Annotated in this window: 13 protein-coding genes; 5 read left to right on the top strand and 8 right to left on the bottom strand. The window is 62.3% G+C overall.

What is annotated here, in order from left to right:
• The first annotated feature begins 7 nt into the window (after positions 1-7).
• Genes HX812_RS03200 through HX812_RS03190 form a run of 3 tightly spaced genes read left to right on the top strand, consistent with a single transcriptional unit; the run spans position 8 to position 3,526 of the window.
• Positions 8-1,348, top strand: coding sequence for an ABC transporter substrate-binding protein (locus HX812_RS03200; protein ID WP_038846048.1), 1,341 nt, complete (start codon positions 8-10; stop codon positions 1,346-1,348).
• A 3-nt stretch (positions 1,349-1,351) separates the two neighbouring features.
• Entirely contained in the window at positions 1,352-2,119 is a 768-nt protein-coding gene (locus HX812_RS03195; protein ID WP_038846051.1) for an ABC transporter ATP-binding protein, read from the top strand.
• Between the two features lie 12 nt (positions 2,120-2,131).
• Positions 2,132-3,526, top strand: coding sequence for an FAD/NAD(P)-binding protein (locus HX812_RS03190; RefSeq protein WP_038846053.1), 1,395 nt, complete (start codon positions 2,132-2,134; stop codon positions 3,524-3,526).
• A gap of 142 nt (positions 3,527-3,668) precedes the next feature.
• Here the strand turns inward: HX812_RS03190 and HX812_RS03185 are convergent, their stop codons facing one another.
• From HX812_RS03185 to HX812_RS03170, 4 genes are read right to left on the bottom strand one after another with little or no spacing between them, the layout of a single operon-like run.
• A complete protein-coding gene (locus tag HX812_RS03185) occupies positions 3,669-4,913 on the bottom strand; it encodes an efflux RND transporter periplasmic adaptor subunit (RefSeq protein WP_038846054.1) in 1,245 nt (414 codons plus the stop codon).
• On the bottom strand, positions 4,903-6,381 hold the full coding sequence (locus tag HX812_RS03180) for a TolC family protein (RefSeq protein WP_038846057.1): 1,479 nt from the start codon (positions 6,379-6,381) through the stop codon (positions 4,903-4,905). Before HX812_RS03180 ends, HX812_RS03185 begins: the two co-directional genes overlap by 11 nt.
• Entirely contained in the window at positions 6,374-7,591 is a 1,218-nt protein-coding gene (locus HX812_RS03175) for an ABC transporter permease (protein WP_038846061.1), read from the bottom strand. The genes HX812_RS03180 and HX812_RS03175 overlap by 8 nt, the downstream gene beginning before the upstream one ends.
• The gene (locus HX812_RS03170; RefSeq protein WP_038846064.1) at positions 7,588-8,292 is read right to left on the bottom strand and encodes an ABC transporter ATP-binding protein; all 705 of its coding nucleotides are present in this window, start codon (positions 8,290-8,292) and stop codon (positions 7,588-7,590) included. Before HX812_RS03170 ends, HX812_RS03175 begins: the two co-directional genes overlap by 4 nt.
• 358 nt (positions 8,293-8,650) lie before the next feature.
• Here HX812_RS03170 and HX812_RS03165 point away from each other — a divergent pair, with 358 nt between their 5' ends.
• On the top strand, positions 8,651-9,409 hold the full coding sequence (locus tag HX812_RS03165; RefSeq protein WP_038846067.1) for a TetR/AcrR family transcriptional regulator: 759 nt from the start codon (positions 8,651-8,653) through the stop codon (positions 9,407-9,409).
• 181 nt (positions 9,410-9,590) lie between these two features.
• On the opposite strand, the gene HX812_RS03160 is transcribed toward HX812_RS03165, so the two are convergent.
• Positions 9,591-10,649: an FUSC family protein gene (locus HX812_RS03160; protein ID WP_038846105.1), complete on the bottom strand. Its 1,059-nt coding sequence runs from the start codon at positions 10,647-10,649 to the stop codon at positions 9,591-9,593.
• A 23-nt stretch (positions 10,650-10,672) separates the two neighbouring features.
• Entirely contained in the window at positions 10,673-12,289 is a 1,617-nt protein-coding gene (locus HX812_RS03155) for an NADP-dependent glyceraldehyde-3-phosphate dehydrogenase (RefSeq protein WP_038846073.1), read from the bottom strand.
• A gap of 138 nt (positions 12,290-12,427) precedes the next feature.
• Between HX812_RS03155 and HX812_RS03150 the strand changes: the two genes are divergently transcribed.
• Entirely contained in the window at positions 12,428-13,288 is an 861-nt protein-coding gene (locus HX812_RS03150) for a Dyp-type peroxidase (protein WP_038846076.1), read from the top strand.
• Here HX812_RS03150 and sodC read toward each other — a convergent pair.
• Positions 13,285-13,806 carry a superoxide dismutase family protein gene (gene sodC, locus HX812_RS03145; protein WP_038846078.1) on the bottom strand — a complete coding sequence of 174 codons (522 nt, stop codon included), beginning with the start codon at positions 13,804-13,806 and terminating at the stop codon, positions 13,285-13,287. The two genes, HX812_RS03150 and sodC, sit on opposite strands and share 4 nt — an antisense overlap.
• 115 nt (positions 13,807-13,921) lie before the next feature.
• Positions 13,922-14,383 carry a winged helix-turn-helix domain-containing protein gene (locus HX812_RS03140; protein WP_038846108.1) on the bottom strand — a complete coding sequence of 154 codons (462 nt, stop codon included), beginning with the start codon at positions 14,381-14,383 and terminating at the stop codon, positions 13,922-13,924.
• Positions 14,384-14,839 lie beyond the last annotated feature (456 nt).

Here is a 14,839-nt window from a genome sequence, read left to right as displayed (position 1 = left end):
AATTCCCATGCGTGCATCCTTGAAACGTTCCCTGGCCGGCGCTGCGTTTGCGCTGGCCGCCCTGGCTGGTGCTGTTCCCCAGGCGATGGCCTCGCCGGACCAGCAATTCATTCCCCTGGCCACCTACCGCGTCGGCGCCTATGCCTCCAGCGGCGTGCAGGTGTGGGCCGGGATGATCGACTACTTGCGTTATATCAACGAGGTCGAAGGCGGCATCAATGGCGTTAAATTGGTGTGGCAGGAATGCGAGACCGAATGGACGGCGGAGAAGGGCATCGAGTGCTACGAGCGCTTCAAGAATGGCCTGGATGGCGCGCCGGTCGCGGTGTACCAGCCCAACGGCGCACCGGCGGCGTATGCCCTGAGCGAGCGCGCGGAAGTGGACAAGATCCCGCTGATCACCCTCGGCTACGGCCGCACCGAAGCCACCGACGGCACCGTGTTCCCCTACAACTTCCCGGTGATGCTGACCTTCTACAGTGAGGCCTCGACCCTGGTGAACTACATCGCCCAGCGCGAAGGTGGTTTCGATAAGCTCAAGGGCAAGAAGATCGCCACGGTCTACCACGACTCGGCCTATGGTCGCGAAACCCTCGGCCCGTTGAAATTGCTGGCGGAAAAGTACGGCTTTGAAAACATCCAGATCCCAGTGGCCGATCCCGGCAACGAACAGTCCGCGCAATGGCGCCAGGTGCGCCAAGCCAACCCGGACTGGGTGTTCCTGCGCACCTGGGGCGTATCGACCCCGGTCGCGGTGAAGACCGCCGCGCGCTTCGGCTTCCCGGTGGACCATATCATCGGCGACATCTGGGCCAGTTCCAGCGAAGACGTGTTACCCGCAGGTGCCGCCGCCAAGGGCTACCTGGCGCTCACGCCGTACCCGGCGGGTGCCGACTTCGAGATCCACAAGCGCCTCAAGCAATCCATCCTCGACAAGGGCCACAGCGACCTCAAGGACCTGAAAAACTTCGGCAGCGTCTACTACAACTCCGGCCTGGTGAACGCCGCCGTGGCGGTGGAAGCGATCCGCACCGGCCAGGCCAAGTTCGGCAAGCGTCCGCTGAATGGCGAAGAGGGTCGCTGGGGCCTGGAACACCTGAACATTGACGACGCCCGCTTGAAGGACATGGGCTACCTGGGCCTGATGCAGAACCTCAAGCTGTCGTGCCGTGACCACGAAGGTGGCGGCTCGGCGCGGGTGCAGCAGTGGGACGGCGCCAACTGGACGCTGATCAGCGAGTGGATCGCCGCCGACCGCGCGCTGCTGCGTCCCTTGATCGATGAAAAATCCGCCGCCTTCGCCAAGGAAAAAGGCCTGACACCGCGCACCTGCACCGGGGATGAATAAAGCATGAGCCAGCCCGCCGCTGAATCCGCCAGCCCGTCACTGTTGACGGTCAACGACATCGAAGTGATCTACGACGGCGCGATCCTCGCGGTGGCCGGGGTGTCGCTGAGCGTGCCCAAGGGCGCCATCGTCGCCTTGCTCGGTGCCAATGGCGCCGGCAAGAGCACCACGCTCAAGGCGATCTCGGGGTTGGTACGCGCCGAGCGGGCCGAGGTCAGCCGGGGCGTGATCGAATACGCGGGCCTGGATCTGGCCGGTGTCGATCCCAGCCAGCGCGTGCGCCAGGGTATGGTCCACGTGCTGGAAGGTCGTCATGTGTTCGGCCAACTCACGGTCGAAGACAACCTGCGCAGCGACGGCTTCGTGCGGCGTTTGAGCCGCAAGGACATGGAACAGGACCTGGAGCGCCTCTACGCCTGGTTCCCAAGGCTCAAGACCAAGCGCCACACCCGCGCCGGGCTCACCTCGGGCGGCGAGCAACAGATGGTCGCCATCGGCCGGGCGTTGATGACCCGTCCTACTTTGGTACTGCTCGACGAGCCGTCCATGGGTTTGGCGCCTATGATCGTGCAGGAGATTTTCGAGATCATCGCGCAACTCAACCGTGAGCAGCAGGTGAGCTTCCTGATCGCCGAGCAGAACATCAATGTCGCACTGAGCTATGCGTCCCACGGCTACGTATTGGATACTGGCCGCGTGGCCTTGAGTGGCCGCGCCGCTGAGTTGTTGGCGCGGGGTGACTTGCATGACATTTACCTGGGCAAACAGTAAGGGCGACTCTGCATGACTGAATCCATCCGCAACGCTGATGTACTGATCATCGGCGGCGGCCTGAGCGGCACGATGCTGGCCGTGCAACTGCTGCGCCTGCCGGGTCGGCGCCGGATCCTGGTGATCGAGCCGCGTGCCGAACTCGGCCGGGGCGAGGCCTATAGCGCTGTCGAACTGGGCCACACCCTGAACGGCAATGCGGCGCGCATGAGTGTCGACCCGGACAATGCCGACGATCTGACTCGATGGCTCACCGAGTACATCGGTGCGGGCGGCTGGCCGGAGTCGCGTCAGCAGCCTGTGCCGATCAGCGAATTGTTCCCGCCGCGCGGGATTTTCGGTTTGTATGCCCAGCAACGCTTGGCCGAGGCGAAGGCGCAGTCTGCCTCCAGCGTCGAGCATGTACGTGCTGAAGGGGTCGACCTGCAGGTCGACCAAGGTTCAGCACTGCTCACCCTGGATGACGGCCAGCAATTGCGCGGCGGTGTTGCGGTATTGGCCACCGGCATGTTCCCGGCGGCGCGCACACCGCAGACCGAGTCCAGCGGGTTGAACGCAGCGGCGGTGGATCCCTGGGATGTGCAAGCCATGACCGCGATTGACCCGCAGGCGCCGGTGCTGATCATCGGTTCCGGGCTGACCATGGTTGATGCGGTGGTGTCCCTGGAACAGGCCGGGCATCGTGGGCCCATCGAGGTTTTCTCGCGCCACGGCCTGTTGCCCCATGTGCGTCGGCAGCCGCCGAGCTGGGTGGATTTCCTTGGCGAAGATCAGCGCCTGCGCAGCCCTCGGCAATTGCTGCGCGAGGTGCGTCGGCAATGCGCTCTGGCGCAAGCACAGGGCATCGATTGGCAGGCGCCGCTGGACACGGTGCGTGCGCATATCGGCCGGCTGTGGAGCCAGGCCAGTGAGCGCGAAAAACGCCAGTTCGTGCGCCATGTGCGGCCGTGGTGGGAAAGCCATCACCACCGTTCGCCGCCGTTGAGTGCGCAGTTGGTGGCACGCTTACATGATGAGGGGCGGTTGCGGATTCGAGCGGCGTCGTTCAAAGGCCTGGAGCCTTCGGTCGAGGGCGTGACCATTGGTGTGCGCTACCGGGGTGAGCAGGCGTTGCAGCAGGTTTGCGGCGCGGCGCTGATCAACTCCAGCGGTATCGAATACGACTGGCGCCGTGTGGCCCGGCCGTTGCCCCGGCAATTGCTCAAGCGTGGGCTGATCCAGCCTGGGCCGTTGGCGTTGGGGATTGCGGCGGATGTTTCGGGGGCAGTGGTGGATGCCCTGGGGCAGGTCAGCCCTCGGTTGTTCGCCATGGGACCGCCGTTGCGGGGGATGTGGTGGGAAAGCACAGCGGTGACGGATGTGGCGCTGCAAGCGAAGGCCTTGGCCGCAAAGCTGACACAAATCTGAATGTGGGAGCGGGCTTGCTGTGGCTAGCAAGCTTGCTTGCGCTGGGGTGCGTAGCGCCCCTAAAAAGCCGGAGACTGCTGCGCAGTCAACGGGAGCAAGCTCCCTCGCCACAGCAAGCCCGCTCACACATTTGAATCTTCATTTATCTTGAGGTTTTCACAAGTCCCGGTTTCAGCCCAAACACCTCAACCCCCTGCGCCGTCGATTGCCCGGTCGTCACCTTCACCCGCTCCACCGGCTTATCCATCGCCTCGCGGTATTCCACCGTCATATCCGGCCCAATCGCCTGGCTTGGAATCACCATCGCCTGCGCGTTGTTGTAGGTCACGATGGTCAAGCGCGCACTCATGCCCAGTCGCACCCGTTGCAACTGCTGCGACGTAAGCTTGGGGATCGACAAGGTCACTGGAAACTGCGCACTGCCCTGGCTGTCATTGGCAATCGCCAAGCCGCTCACCACGCTCACCGAGCCGCTCAGCCGCTCGCCGTCAAACCCATCGCCCAGCACTTCCACGGCCTGGCCTTGATGCAATTGGTTGATGTCGAGTTCCGAGACCTTGGCGACGATTTTAAGCCGTTCGATGTTCGCCAGGCCAAACAGCACCTGACCCTGGCTGACCTTGCTGCCGGCCTGCACTGGAGCCGTGTTGCTGCCGCCAGCCTGAGTCGAATTATTGCCCGGCGGCGGCACCACGATGCCGGAGAACGGCGCCTTGACTTCTTTGCCTTCAAGCAGTTTGTGCAAGGCGTCGTATCTCACCGTGGCGTTGGTCAGTTCCATGTCGGCGATCTGGCGGTACTCGCCCTTGCCCTGATTGACGGCCTGTTGCAGTTCGCTGCGGGCGGAGGCGAGGTCCAGCTGTTGCTGTTGGGTCTGTTGCCTGAGGTCGTCCAGTTCGTTACGCGGGATGATGCCGCGCTGAAACAGGTTTTCGCTCTCGGTGAGTTTGCGCTGGGTATTGCCGGCGGTCATTTCGGCGGTGCGCAAGCTGCGGCGCGCACGGCTGACGGTGGGGCCGTTGTCCCAGTCCTGCATTTCCTGCACGGTACGCCGGGCCTTGAGTTGGGCGGAGAGGGCGTCGCGCAGTTGCACTTCCAGGGTGGCCGGGTCCATGCGCAGCAGCACCTGGCCGGCCTCGACCCGCTGGCCTTGCTCCACCAGGTTGGCTTGCACGTTGCCGTCGAATGGTGCGGTGAGGGTGATGGTGGTGTCGGGCTCGATCTTGCCCACCAGGCCGATCTGGTGCACTAGCGCGTCGGGCTGGACGGCTTGCCACTGTTCGCCGCTGCCGGCCGGATCGGAGGCCGGGCTGCGCAAGGCCAGGCCCACGCCGCCCAGCAACAGGATAATTACAGCACCCAGCAGGCGTTTCTGATTAGTAGTCATTGAGGGCGATTTCCCAACTTTCCAGCGTCATGCCCAGGGTCAAGTCGAGCTGGGTCTGGGCGTTCAAATAAGCGATCAGCGCATTGAGCCTTGCGTTTTCGGCGTTGCGCAGGTCGGTCTCGAAACTCAGCACCTGGAAGTTGGTGGAGCGTCCGGCGCTGAGTTTTTCCCGTTCGATGTCGATCTTGCGCCGCGACAGCTCGACGGCGCGCTGGGAGATTTCATATTGTCGCCAGCGGGTGCCGAGGTCGCGCACCACATTGTTGACGCTGCGCTCCAGCTCCTGGCGCGCATCGGTGATACGGATCTCCTGATCCTCCACATTCACCCGCGCACGTACTTCAGCCTGGCGTGTGCTGATATCGCCGATGGGGATTTGCACCTGCACCCCAGCGTAGCTATCCCAGGTTCGGTTATTGGAACGACCGGCGTCGTTGTCGGTGTTGGCCCGTATCTGGTTGGCACCGGCCACCAGGTCCACCTGCCAGCGCCCGGAATCCTTGGCGATCACCAGGTTGAGGTCGGCCTGTTGGCTGCCGAGTAACGCGGCAAGGTATTCCGGCTGCTGGGTCTGCGCGAGGTTGAAGGCCTGGCGCTTGTCGATCTGCACGGGCTGGGCCTCCAGGGCCTCGGTGGCGCGAATTGGCGTCGACAGGTCCAGCGCCAGCAGACGCAGCAGGGCCAGGCGGCTGGTGTCCAGCTGGTTCTGCGCTTCTTCCACGCCCAGTTGCTGGGTGGCGATATCGGCTTCGGTCTGCACGATTTCGAACTCCGCCATACGCCCGGCATTGATCAGCGCCTTGTTCACTTCCAGCAAGGTGCCGGAGCGCTTGAGGGCGTCCTGCACGATGCTCAGTTGCTCCTGGGCGCGCAGCAGTTCGCGGTAGGTGGCGATGATCTGGCTGATGGTCTGCGCCACGGTGGCCTTGAGGTTCAGGCGGTTGGCCTGTTCCGACAGGCGCGACAGACGCAGCGGCGCCGTGGTGGCGTCCCAGCCGGCGCCGCGCAGCAGCGGCTGGATAATTGCCAGGTCCAGGCCGTCGCTGCGGTAACGGCCGGCGCGGTCGGCGGTGTTCAGTTGTTGAGTCCAGGCCATGCTCAGGCGCGTGCCGTATTCGCTGAGCAGGCTGGTGGCCGGCGCGAGGTTGGCATTGCGTGTGTTGTCGGCGGAGCCACGGTTGGTGCGGTAATAACTGTTGAGGGTGAGCTTGGGGTTGAACACATCTTCGGCCACGCGCAGGTCGAACTTCTGCGCCACCCGTTGCAGGTAGGCGCTGCGGATCGCCGGGTTGTTGCGCAGGCCCAGGTACACCGCATCGCCCAGGGTCAGGGTGGTGACCTGGGCATTCAACGAGACGCTGCGGTCATAGCCGCTGCGGGTGGTACTGGGTGCCGATGGCTTGATCACCACGTCGGCGGCCATGCCGGGCAGGCTGGCGAATGCGAGCAGCCAGAGCCATTTATTCATCGCGCAGGGCCTCCACCGGCTGCAAGCGTGAGGCCGAGACCGCCGGGTAAATGCCGAAGAACAACCCCACCAGCAAAGTACTGCCCACCCCCAGCGGCAAGGCGGCGACCGCCAAGGCAAACTCCCAGCCCGACAGCCAGGCATACAGCCAGGCGGCAGTCATGCCCAGTACCGCGCCGCAAAGCGCGCCGACGGCAGTGAGGGTCACGGCTTCGAGCAGGAACAGGTTGCGGATATCCCGCTGGCGCGCACCCAGGGCCATGCGGATGCCGATCTCGCGGCGGCGCTCCGAGACGTTCATCAGCATCACGTTCATCACCCCCACGCCACCGCCCACCAGCGAGATCGCGCCCAGGGCCAGCAGCAGGTAAGCGAAGGTGCGGCTTTGCCGGGTCATGCCGTCGATCATTTGCTGGGGCACCTGGATGTCCACATCGTGGTCGGGAAGTCGGGGTCTCAACGCGGCGGCCGCGTCCTGGGCGATACGTTCCATGTCCTGGCCGGGCGCGGCGCGGATGATCACGTTGCCAATCTGCGGGGTTGCATAGATGCGGCGCATGCCTTCGGCGGGAATGAACAGCGAATCGTTGGCTTGCACCGGCATCAGCATCGCTCGTGGCTGGTTGCGCAGGATGCCGACGATCAGGAACAGGTAATCGTTGATGCGCACGCGATCGCCCAATTGCAGGGGATCGCCCGGCGCACTCAGTGACTGGGCCACTTGGTCACCGATCACGCCGTAGGTTTCATTGGCATCAAAGCCCGAGAGGAAGCGCCCCTGCTGCACCGCCAGGCGCATCGCGTCCTTGATGTCCGGCGTGCTGCCGACGAAGTTGGCGTTGACGGTACGACCATGAAACACCACGGGCCCGCTGAACAACGTGAGGGCGCCGATATGGTCGATGCCTGGCACTGTCTGGCGTACGGCGTCGAGGTCAAGGCGCGCGGGCATCGGCACCGTGCTGGAGCCCTTGGGGGGGAACTGCGCGATCAGGGTGTCGGTGCCCATGTCCTTGAAAATCATCGCGGCATCTACCGCTGCGTTATTGCCGATATTGATCAATGCCACCACCGACGAGCTGCCGATCACGATACCCAGCAGGGCCAGGATCGAGCGCTTGCCCAGGGTGCGCAAGCTAACGAAGGCTTCATGCAGCAGTTGGCTGAGGCTTTGTTCGACCCACAGGCTGCTCCTTACCCGCTGCGTCATGGGCGCCCGGCCTCGTGCACCACGCCATTGCGCACCAGGATCTTGCGGTCCAGGCGCTCGGCGATGTGGGGGTCGTGGGTGACGATGATCAGGGTGACCTGTTGCTCGCGGTTCAGCGCCAGCAGCAGGTCCATGATGTCCTGGGCGGTGGTGCTGTCGAGGTTGCCGGTGGGTTCGTCGGCCAGGATCACCGAGGGCTTGCCCACCAACGCCCGGGCAATGGCGACGCGTTGGCGCTGGCCGCCGGACAGGTCGGCGGGGCGATGGTGAGCGCGGTCGGCCAGGCCGACCTGTTCAAGCATACGCAGGGCTTGTTCCACCGATTCATGGCGCGACACGCCGCGATAACTCAGGGGCAGGGCGACATTGTCCAGGGCGCTGAGGCGTGGCAACAGGTTGAAGCTCTGGAACACAAAACCGATCTGCTGGTTGCGGATCGCCGCCAGTTCATCGGGCGTGGCGTTGAAGATATCGTGGCCGGCGAAGTGGTACTGGCCGCAGTTGGGCAGGTCCAGCAGGCCGAGGATATTGAGCAGGGTACTTTTGCCGGAGCCGGAGGCCCCGAGGATGCCGCAACTGTCACCACGGGCGATGGACAGGCACACATCATTGAGAATGGACAGGTGCTGCCCGGCCAGCTGATAGCGTTTGCCGATGCCTTGCAGGGAGATCAAGCCTGGGTGCGCGGGAGTATCTGTCATGAATACGCCTTCAGTCTCGACGCCGTCGTCAGAGTCCCCGTAAAGCCTTGTAACAAGTTCGGGGCGCGTCAGGGTGCGTCATGGACCGGTTTTTGTTTCTTGTTTTTAAAATATTGTTTGAATACTAACCGCCTTCCAGCCGCTTCGCCAGCCGTCGATGTAGAGCGGTTTCAGCTTGGGAAAAGGCCTACTCAAAGCGGTCGGGAGGTTGGGGAAAACCCGCTTGCCTGTCGCCGACGGGCCCGTCGGCCAAGGCTTTCGATCATATGGCGGTGTGTCACTACTTGCTTTCGAACGAGGGCCCCGGTATAAAAAATCAAATTATTTTTTTAAACAATATTTCCTACGTGGAACTTCTATGGTCGCGAAGAAAGTCAGCGCTCCAAACATCACCAAGACTCGATTGCTGGATGCGACAGAGGCTCTCTTCATCAAGTATGGCTACGACGCCGTTCTGCTTCGGCAGATTACCGAGCGTGCCCAGGTGAACCTGGCGGCGGTGAACTACCACTTCGGGGACAAGGATTCCCTGATGCAAACCCTGCTCAAGCAGCGCCTGGAGCCGCTCAACGAGCAGCGCCTGGAATTGCTCGCGCGCTGCGAGGCGCAGGCCGACGGCCCGCTGGATTGCGACACCCTGCTCGGTGTGCTGTTTGCCCCGGCCATGGGCCTGGAACGCAGCGATCCCGCCAGCGCCAGTGGGGAAGGGCGTTCGTTTATCCGCTTCCTGGGGCGGGTGTACAGCGACACGTCGCCGTTTATCCAGGAATACCTCAAGGTGCATTACCAGCCGGTGTTCCAGCGGTTCTTCGAAGCCTTTGCCCTGGCCCTGCCGGATCTGCCGCGTAATGAACTGGGGGTGCGCCTGCAATTTGCACTCAAGGCGATTTCCGGGGTGATGGCCGGTACTGAGTTGCGCCTGCTGATGAACTCCATGAGCCTGGGCCGTCCGGCCACGGATGCCGAGGTGATGGCCAAATTGATCACGTTGGTGTCGGCGGCGATTCGCGTGCCACAGCAAAGCCCGGAGGCGGACCATGCCTTGGCCAAGGTGCTGGATACCCAGCGGGCGATTCGCGAGCAGTCCGCCGCGCCAGCGAGCAAGGCCGCGCGTTGACTCAAATCCCAGGCAAAAAAAAGCCCGCTGGGGCGGCGGGCTTGATATGCAACATTTGTAACGGATGAGGCTTCACACTACGTTCCGGGATGTGAATAAAACGTGAAAACTTTGTAAGGGAAAGTGTGAAATTCTTGAAATCTGTAAACGCATTGGAAATGTCCTGTTCCGCCCGATGCATTCAGATCTTCCAGCGCCCCGCGCTCTTGGCCAACCGCTGGCGCATCGCATCCACGTTCTGTGCCAGTTGCAGTGTCAGCAGCCGATAACCATCCAACGCGCTGTACACCGGGGCATCCAGTGCCGGCTCAATACCCGTATGGCTCTGCCGCTCCAAGCGCTCCGTCACCCCCGACTTCAACGCTCGCGCCATCCCCACCAGTTGCACGCGGATCTGCCGATGCTCGGCCTTCAACATCACCTGCATGCGCGCCATCGCCTGTTCATCGCGTGGGTCGGGCCGGGTGTTGCCGAGAATTTCCAAGGTGCTGATGCACATGCGCAGATGCCGCTGGATCGCGTCCAGTTCGGTCATGGAGATGCGCACTTCCTTGGACACCGACGGCATCAGCGAGCGCAACTGCAACATCGCCGCATTCAGGCGATTGAGCAGCTTGAGGTGTTCATCGCTGGTGACGGACTCGCCATTGATGATCCGGCTATAGATCGCGGCGCAATCGCGCAACGCGCTGGCCAGGTTGTAGCGCCAGGAGTACACGGCGTACAGCGGCAGGGCAAAGGAAAAGGCCAGGGCCAGGGCGATACCGATCAGAATATCGACCGTGCGCCACAACCCATCCGACAGCGGGTTGTCACCGTGGCCGGCGACGATAAACACGGTGATCGCCGACAACAGCGCGGTGTACCCACCCTTGCCGATGGCGTGATAGGAAAAGAACCCGCACACCACCGACATCAACAGGTAAGTCAGCAATGGCTGGCCGACGTAGGCTTCCTGAACCACCAGCAGCAAGCCGACACTGGCGCCGATCAAGGTGCCGTAGGCGCGCTCCACGGCTTTCTTGCCGATATTGCCGTGGTGCTGCAACCCGCCGATCACCACCAGCATGGTCACCGACGCCCACTCACCGTGGGGCAGGTTGATGCCGGTGGTCAGCAGGATCGTCGCCAGCAAGCCGATGGACACGCGCACGGCGTGGATCAGCTTGGCATGGCGATAGCGGCGGTACGGGTCGAGCAGGGGGCGCAACAGGCGCCGGGCAAACACAGGCAGATGCAGGTTAATCAACGACGAATCTTCCTCTAGAAAATGTAGTCGGTGGTCAGGAAACTCGAATCGCGGTTACGCAGGATGTCGCTGACCAGTGCCTTGTTGCTCTCCTGGAACTTGGTCGCCACCAAGGTGCGGATCGAGAACACACGCAAGGCGTCATGCACCGACAGCGTGCCCTCGGCCGAGTTCTTGCGCCCGTTGAACGGGAACGTGTCCGGGCCGCGCTGGCACTGGGCGTTGATATTGATCCGGCCGACCTGGTTGGCGAAGGTGTCCACCAGGCGCCCGACTTGCACGGCGTTGGTGCCGAAAATGCTCAACTGTTGGCCGAAATCCGAGTCCAGCACGTAGTCGATCACGGTCTCCAGGTCGCGGTAGGGCACGATGGGTACCACCGGGCCGAACTGCTCTTCGTGGTACACGCGCATCTGCGGGCTCACCGGGTACAGCACCGCCGGGTAGAAGAACGATCCGCGGCTCTCGGCACCGTGCGCATTCACCACCTTGGCACCGTGTTGCGCGGCGTCAGCCACCAGGCCGTTGAGGTAATCCACCTTGCCCACTTCGGGCAATGGCGTCAGCGCCACGCCGTCTTCCCACGGCATGCCGGGTTTGAGCGTGGCCAGCTTCTGGTTGAATTTCTCGATGAAACGGTCGACGACGTCTTCATGCACAAAGAGGATTTTCAACGCGGTGCAGCGCTGGCCATTGAACGACAGGGAACCGGTGACGGCTTCGCTGACGGCATTGTCCAGGTCCACTTCGGGCAGCACGATGCCGGGGTTTTTCGCGTCCAGGCCCAGTGCTGCGCGCAGGCGATGCGGCTTGGGGTGCAGTTTCTTCAAGTCACTGGCGGCCTTGTTGGTGCCAATGAACGCAAAGATATCGATCTTGCCGCTGGCCATCAGCGCGCTGACGGTTTCGCGGCCACTGCCGTAGATCACGTTGATCACCCCGGCCGGGAAGCTGTCGCGGAACGCTTCCAGCAAAGGGCGGATCAGCAGCACGCCCAGCTTGGCCGGCTTGAACACCACGGTGTTACCCATGATCAACGCCGGGATCAGCGTGGTGAAGGTCTCGTTCAGCGGATAGTTATAGGGCCCCATGCACAGGGCCACGCCCAGCGGTACGCGGCGGATCTGGCCGAGGGTGTCCTGTTCCAACTCGAAGCGGCTGGAGCGACGATCGAGTTCCTTGAGGGCATTGATGGTGTCGGTGATGTAGTCGCAGGTGCGGTCGAACTCTTTCTGCGAGTCCTTGAGGTTCTTGCCGATCTCCCACATCAGCAGTTTGACGACTGCATCGCGCTGTTCACGCATGCGGCGCAGGAAGGCTTCGACGTGCTGGATACGTTCGGCCACGCGCATCGTCGGCCATTCACCCTGGCCACGGTCATAGGCACGCACGGCGGCATCCAGAGCGGTGAGGGCGGTGTCGGCGTCCAGCAGCGGCGTGCTGCCGATGTGTACGCGTTCGTCGCCAAACTGCACCGGGCTCTGCACCTTGGCCAAGGGGCCATTCCACACCTGCAACTGGCCATCGACCAGGTAATCACGCTGTTCAATGGGCGCCCCCAGCTGGAATGGCTCGGGAATCTCGGCGGCGGAAGCGGGAAACAGCTGGGCGAGCAGGTTGCTGGTGGTCATGTCGCTACCCCTGGAATAGTTGCAAAACATGACTAGAGAGTCACCCAACAACAGGCTCTATGGCAAGGCTTGCGCGCTTTCTTGTACGCAGCCATGCGCCTGACGGTTAAACTGCGCGGCTTTTCAGAAGGAGTTCACATGAGTCAGTACCAGCCGGGCATTCTTGCCGCACCGGTGCCGTTGCAGGCACGCCATCTGTTTTTTGCCGTGGACTCACTGGCCGCCGTACCCGCTGCGTTGGACGCGCTGGTGCAGTTGACCGATTCGGCGGCGGTGGTGGGTTTTGGCGAACCACTGGTGAATGCCTTGGGCGCCCGGATTGAAGGCTTGCGCACATTCCCCACGGTCAGCGGGCCGGGCGCGCATAACCCGTCAACCCAACAAGCGTTGTGGGTATGGCTGCACGGCGTGGACCGCGGTGAATTGCTGTTGCGCAGCCGCGCCTTCGAAAAGGCTCTGGCCCCGGCGTTCCGCCTGGTGCAGATGACCGAAGGCTTCCGCTACAAGACCGGTTTCGACCTCACCGACTACGAAGACGGCACCGAGAACCCCCACGACGACGCGGCCGTTGAAGCGGCCCTGACCGACAGCGGCGCCAGCTTTGCCGCGATCCAGCAGTGGCAGCACGACCTCGACGGCTTCGCCGCCTTGCCTGCGCAAGAGCGCGACCACATCATCGGCCGCCGCCATGGCGACAACGAAGAACTCGACGACGCCCCCGAGTCCGCCCACACCAAACGCACCGCCCAGGAAAGCTTCACCCCGGAAGCCTTCGTAGTGCGCCGTTCGATGCCATGGGCCGAGAACGGCCAGGCCGGGTTGATGTTCCTCGCGTTCGGCCATTCCTTCGATGCGTTCGAAGCGCAGCTGCGCCGCATGAGCGGGCTGGAAGATGGGATTGTCGATGGCCTGTACCGCATCAGCACACCGTTGACCGGCGGTTACTACTGGTGCCCGCCGATCAAGGATGGGCGCCTGGACCTGAGCGCGCTGGCTTAAATCACACCGCACACCAGCCGCTCGCCGCCACCGCCCAATGGCTTGGGCATGTCGGAATGGTTGTCGCCACCGGCATGAATCATCAGCGCGTGGCCCTTGATCTGTGCCAGGCTTTTCAAGCGGGGCGCCAGCACCGGGTTGTTCGAGGTGCCGTCCATGTTCACGTACAGCGCCGGCAGGTCACCCAAGTGGCCGTCGGCGTAAGGGCCCAGGTGCTTGCCGGTCTTCTCCGGATCGAAGTGCCCGCCAGCGGCCAGTGCCGCGACTTTCACGCCGTCTTTCACACCCGCTTCACAGCTGCCGTTTTCATGGATATGAAAGCCGTGCACGCCCATTGGCAAGGATTTGAGATCAGGGGTGAAAATCAAGCCGTAGGCCGATTCACTGATGGTGATGCTACCGACGGGCTGTGGCGCGCCATCGGCACTTACCAGGTTGACCGGCACTTGCAACGAAGCCGCCTGGGCGGAGCCGACCGCGAAGAGACTGAGCAGGCCGAACAGAATAGAGCGATTCATAAAAGCGTTCCTGAAGGTCATGGGTGTTGGGCAGTTTCAGGAATAACAACGATTGGGCTGCGGCAAACATTCCGTTGGAAAAAACATATTTTTCCAACGGAATAACCTCGGGCCATCAACTGTTTTGCATACCCATCTGTGCAAACAGCGGCACCATCCCCGCGCCGCGACAATGGCGGCAGCCATACACACCCAGCACCACCGGTTCTCTCACCGCCGGTTTTGGCGCCCGCTCGAACCAGGTGGGCGCCACGAAGCGGTAGCCCAGGCCGGGTGCCGTGGCGATGTAAAACGCTTCATCGTCACCGAGGGTGCGACGCAGGGTCTTGATCTGCGTGCGCAGGTTGCATTCCTCCACCACCAGTTTCGGCCAGGCAATGTCGAGCAGTTCGGTTTTCTTCAGCAGTTCGCCGGGGCGCGAGGCGAGGGCGATCAGCAGTGTCAGCGCGCGGCTGCCCAGGTTCACGGGTTGCCCGTGCTTGAGCAGTTGATGGCGCTTGGGGAGCAGTCGATAAGGGCCGAAGTGAATCTCAGCGCAACCGTCGTTGTCGAGGAGCGATGTGGGTGAATCATTCATGTCGGTCATAGATCACCTGGAAGTTTTATATATAGCCGGCCCGTGAACGAGTCCTTTGGTTATTAGTGCAGTTGCACTAACGGGCGCGGAGGAAAGTTGTTCTCCCAGCAATAAGGCTGCTTGGGAGGGGCTATCAAACGCGATGATTAAGTCGCTGTTGTTACAAATGGAAATATCTGGGAAGTTGGGCAAAAGGCTATTAGCGAGAAATGTGAAGTCGTCGCGAAAATAATTGCCATGCCTTGCTTCATAGCTCGTTTGCATCGCGCCTTATTGCTCACGTCCGTTGTGCTCATCGTTGAAAGGTCCCCGTAAAACGGGGCCTGCAGCGTGTCTTGGTTTTTTTCTGAAAGTTCCGTGACCCTAAATGGATGAGTTTTTCTCAACGCCAGGTTGAGCCAAACCTTTCACAGCGCCTGTGCGGAACGTTTCACAAGCTTTCACAGCGAAGGCGTT

Origin of the sequence: Pseudomonas sp. IPO3749 (assembly GCF_013386605.1) — a bacterium.
In the GTDB taxonomy this organism is placed as follows: Bacteria; Pseudomonadota; Gammaproteobacteria; order Pseudomonadales; family Pseudomonadaceae; genus Aquipseudomonas; species Aquipseudomonas azotoformans_A.
Note: the sequence above shows the minus strand (reverse complement) of the source record. Positions and strands in the feature narration are given on the sequence as shown.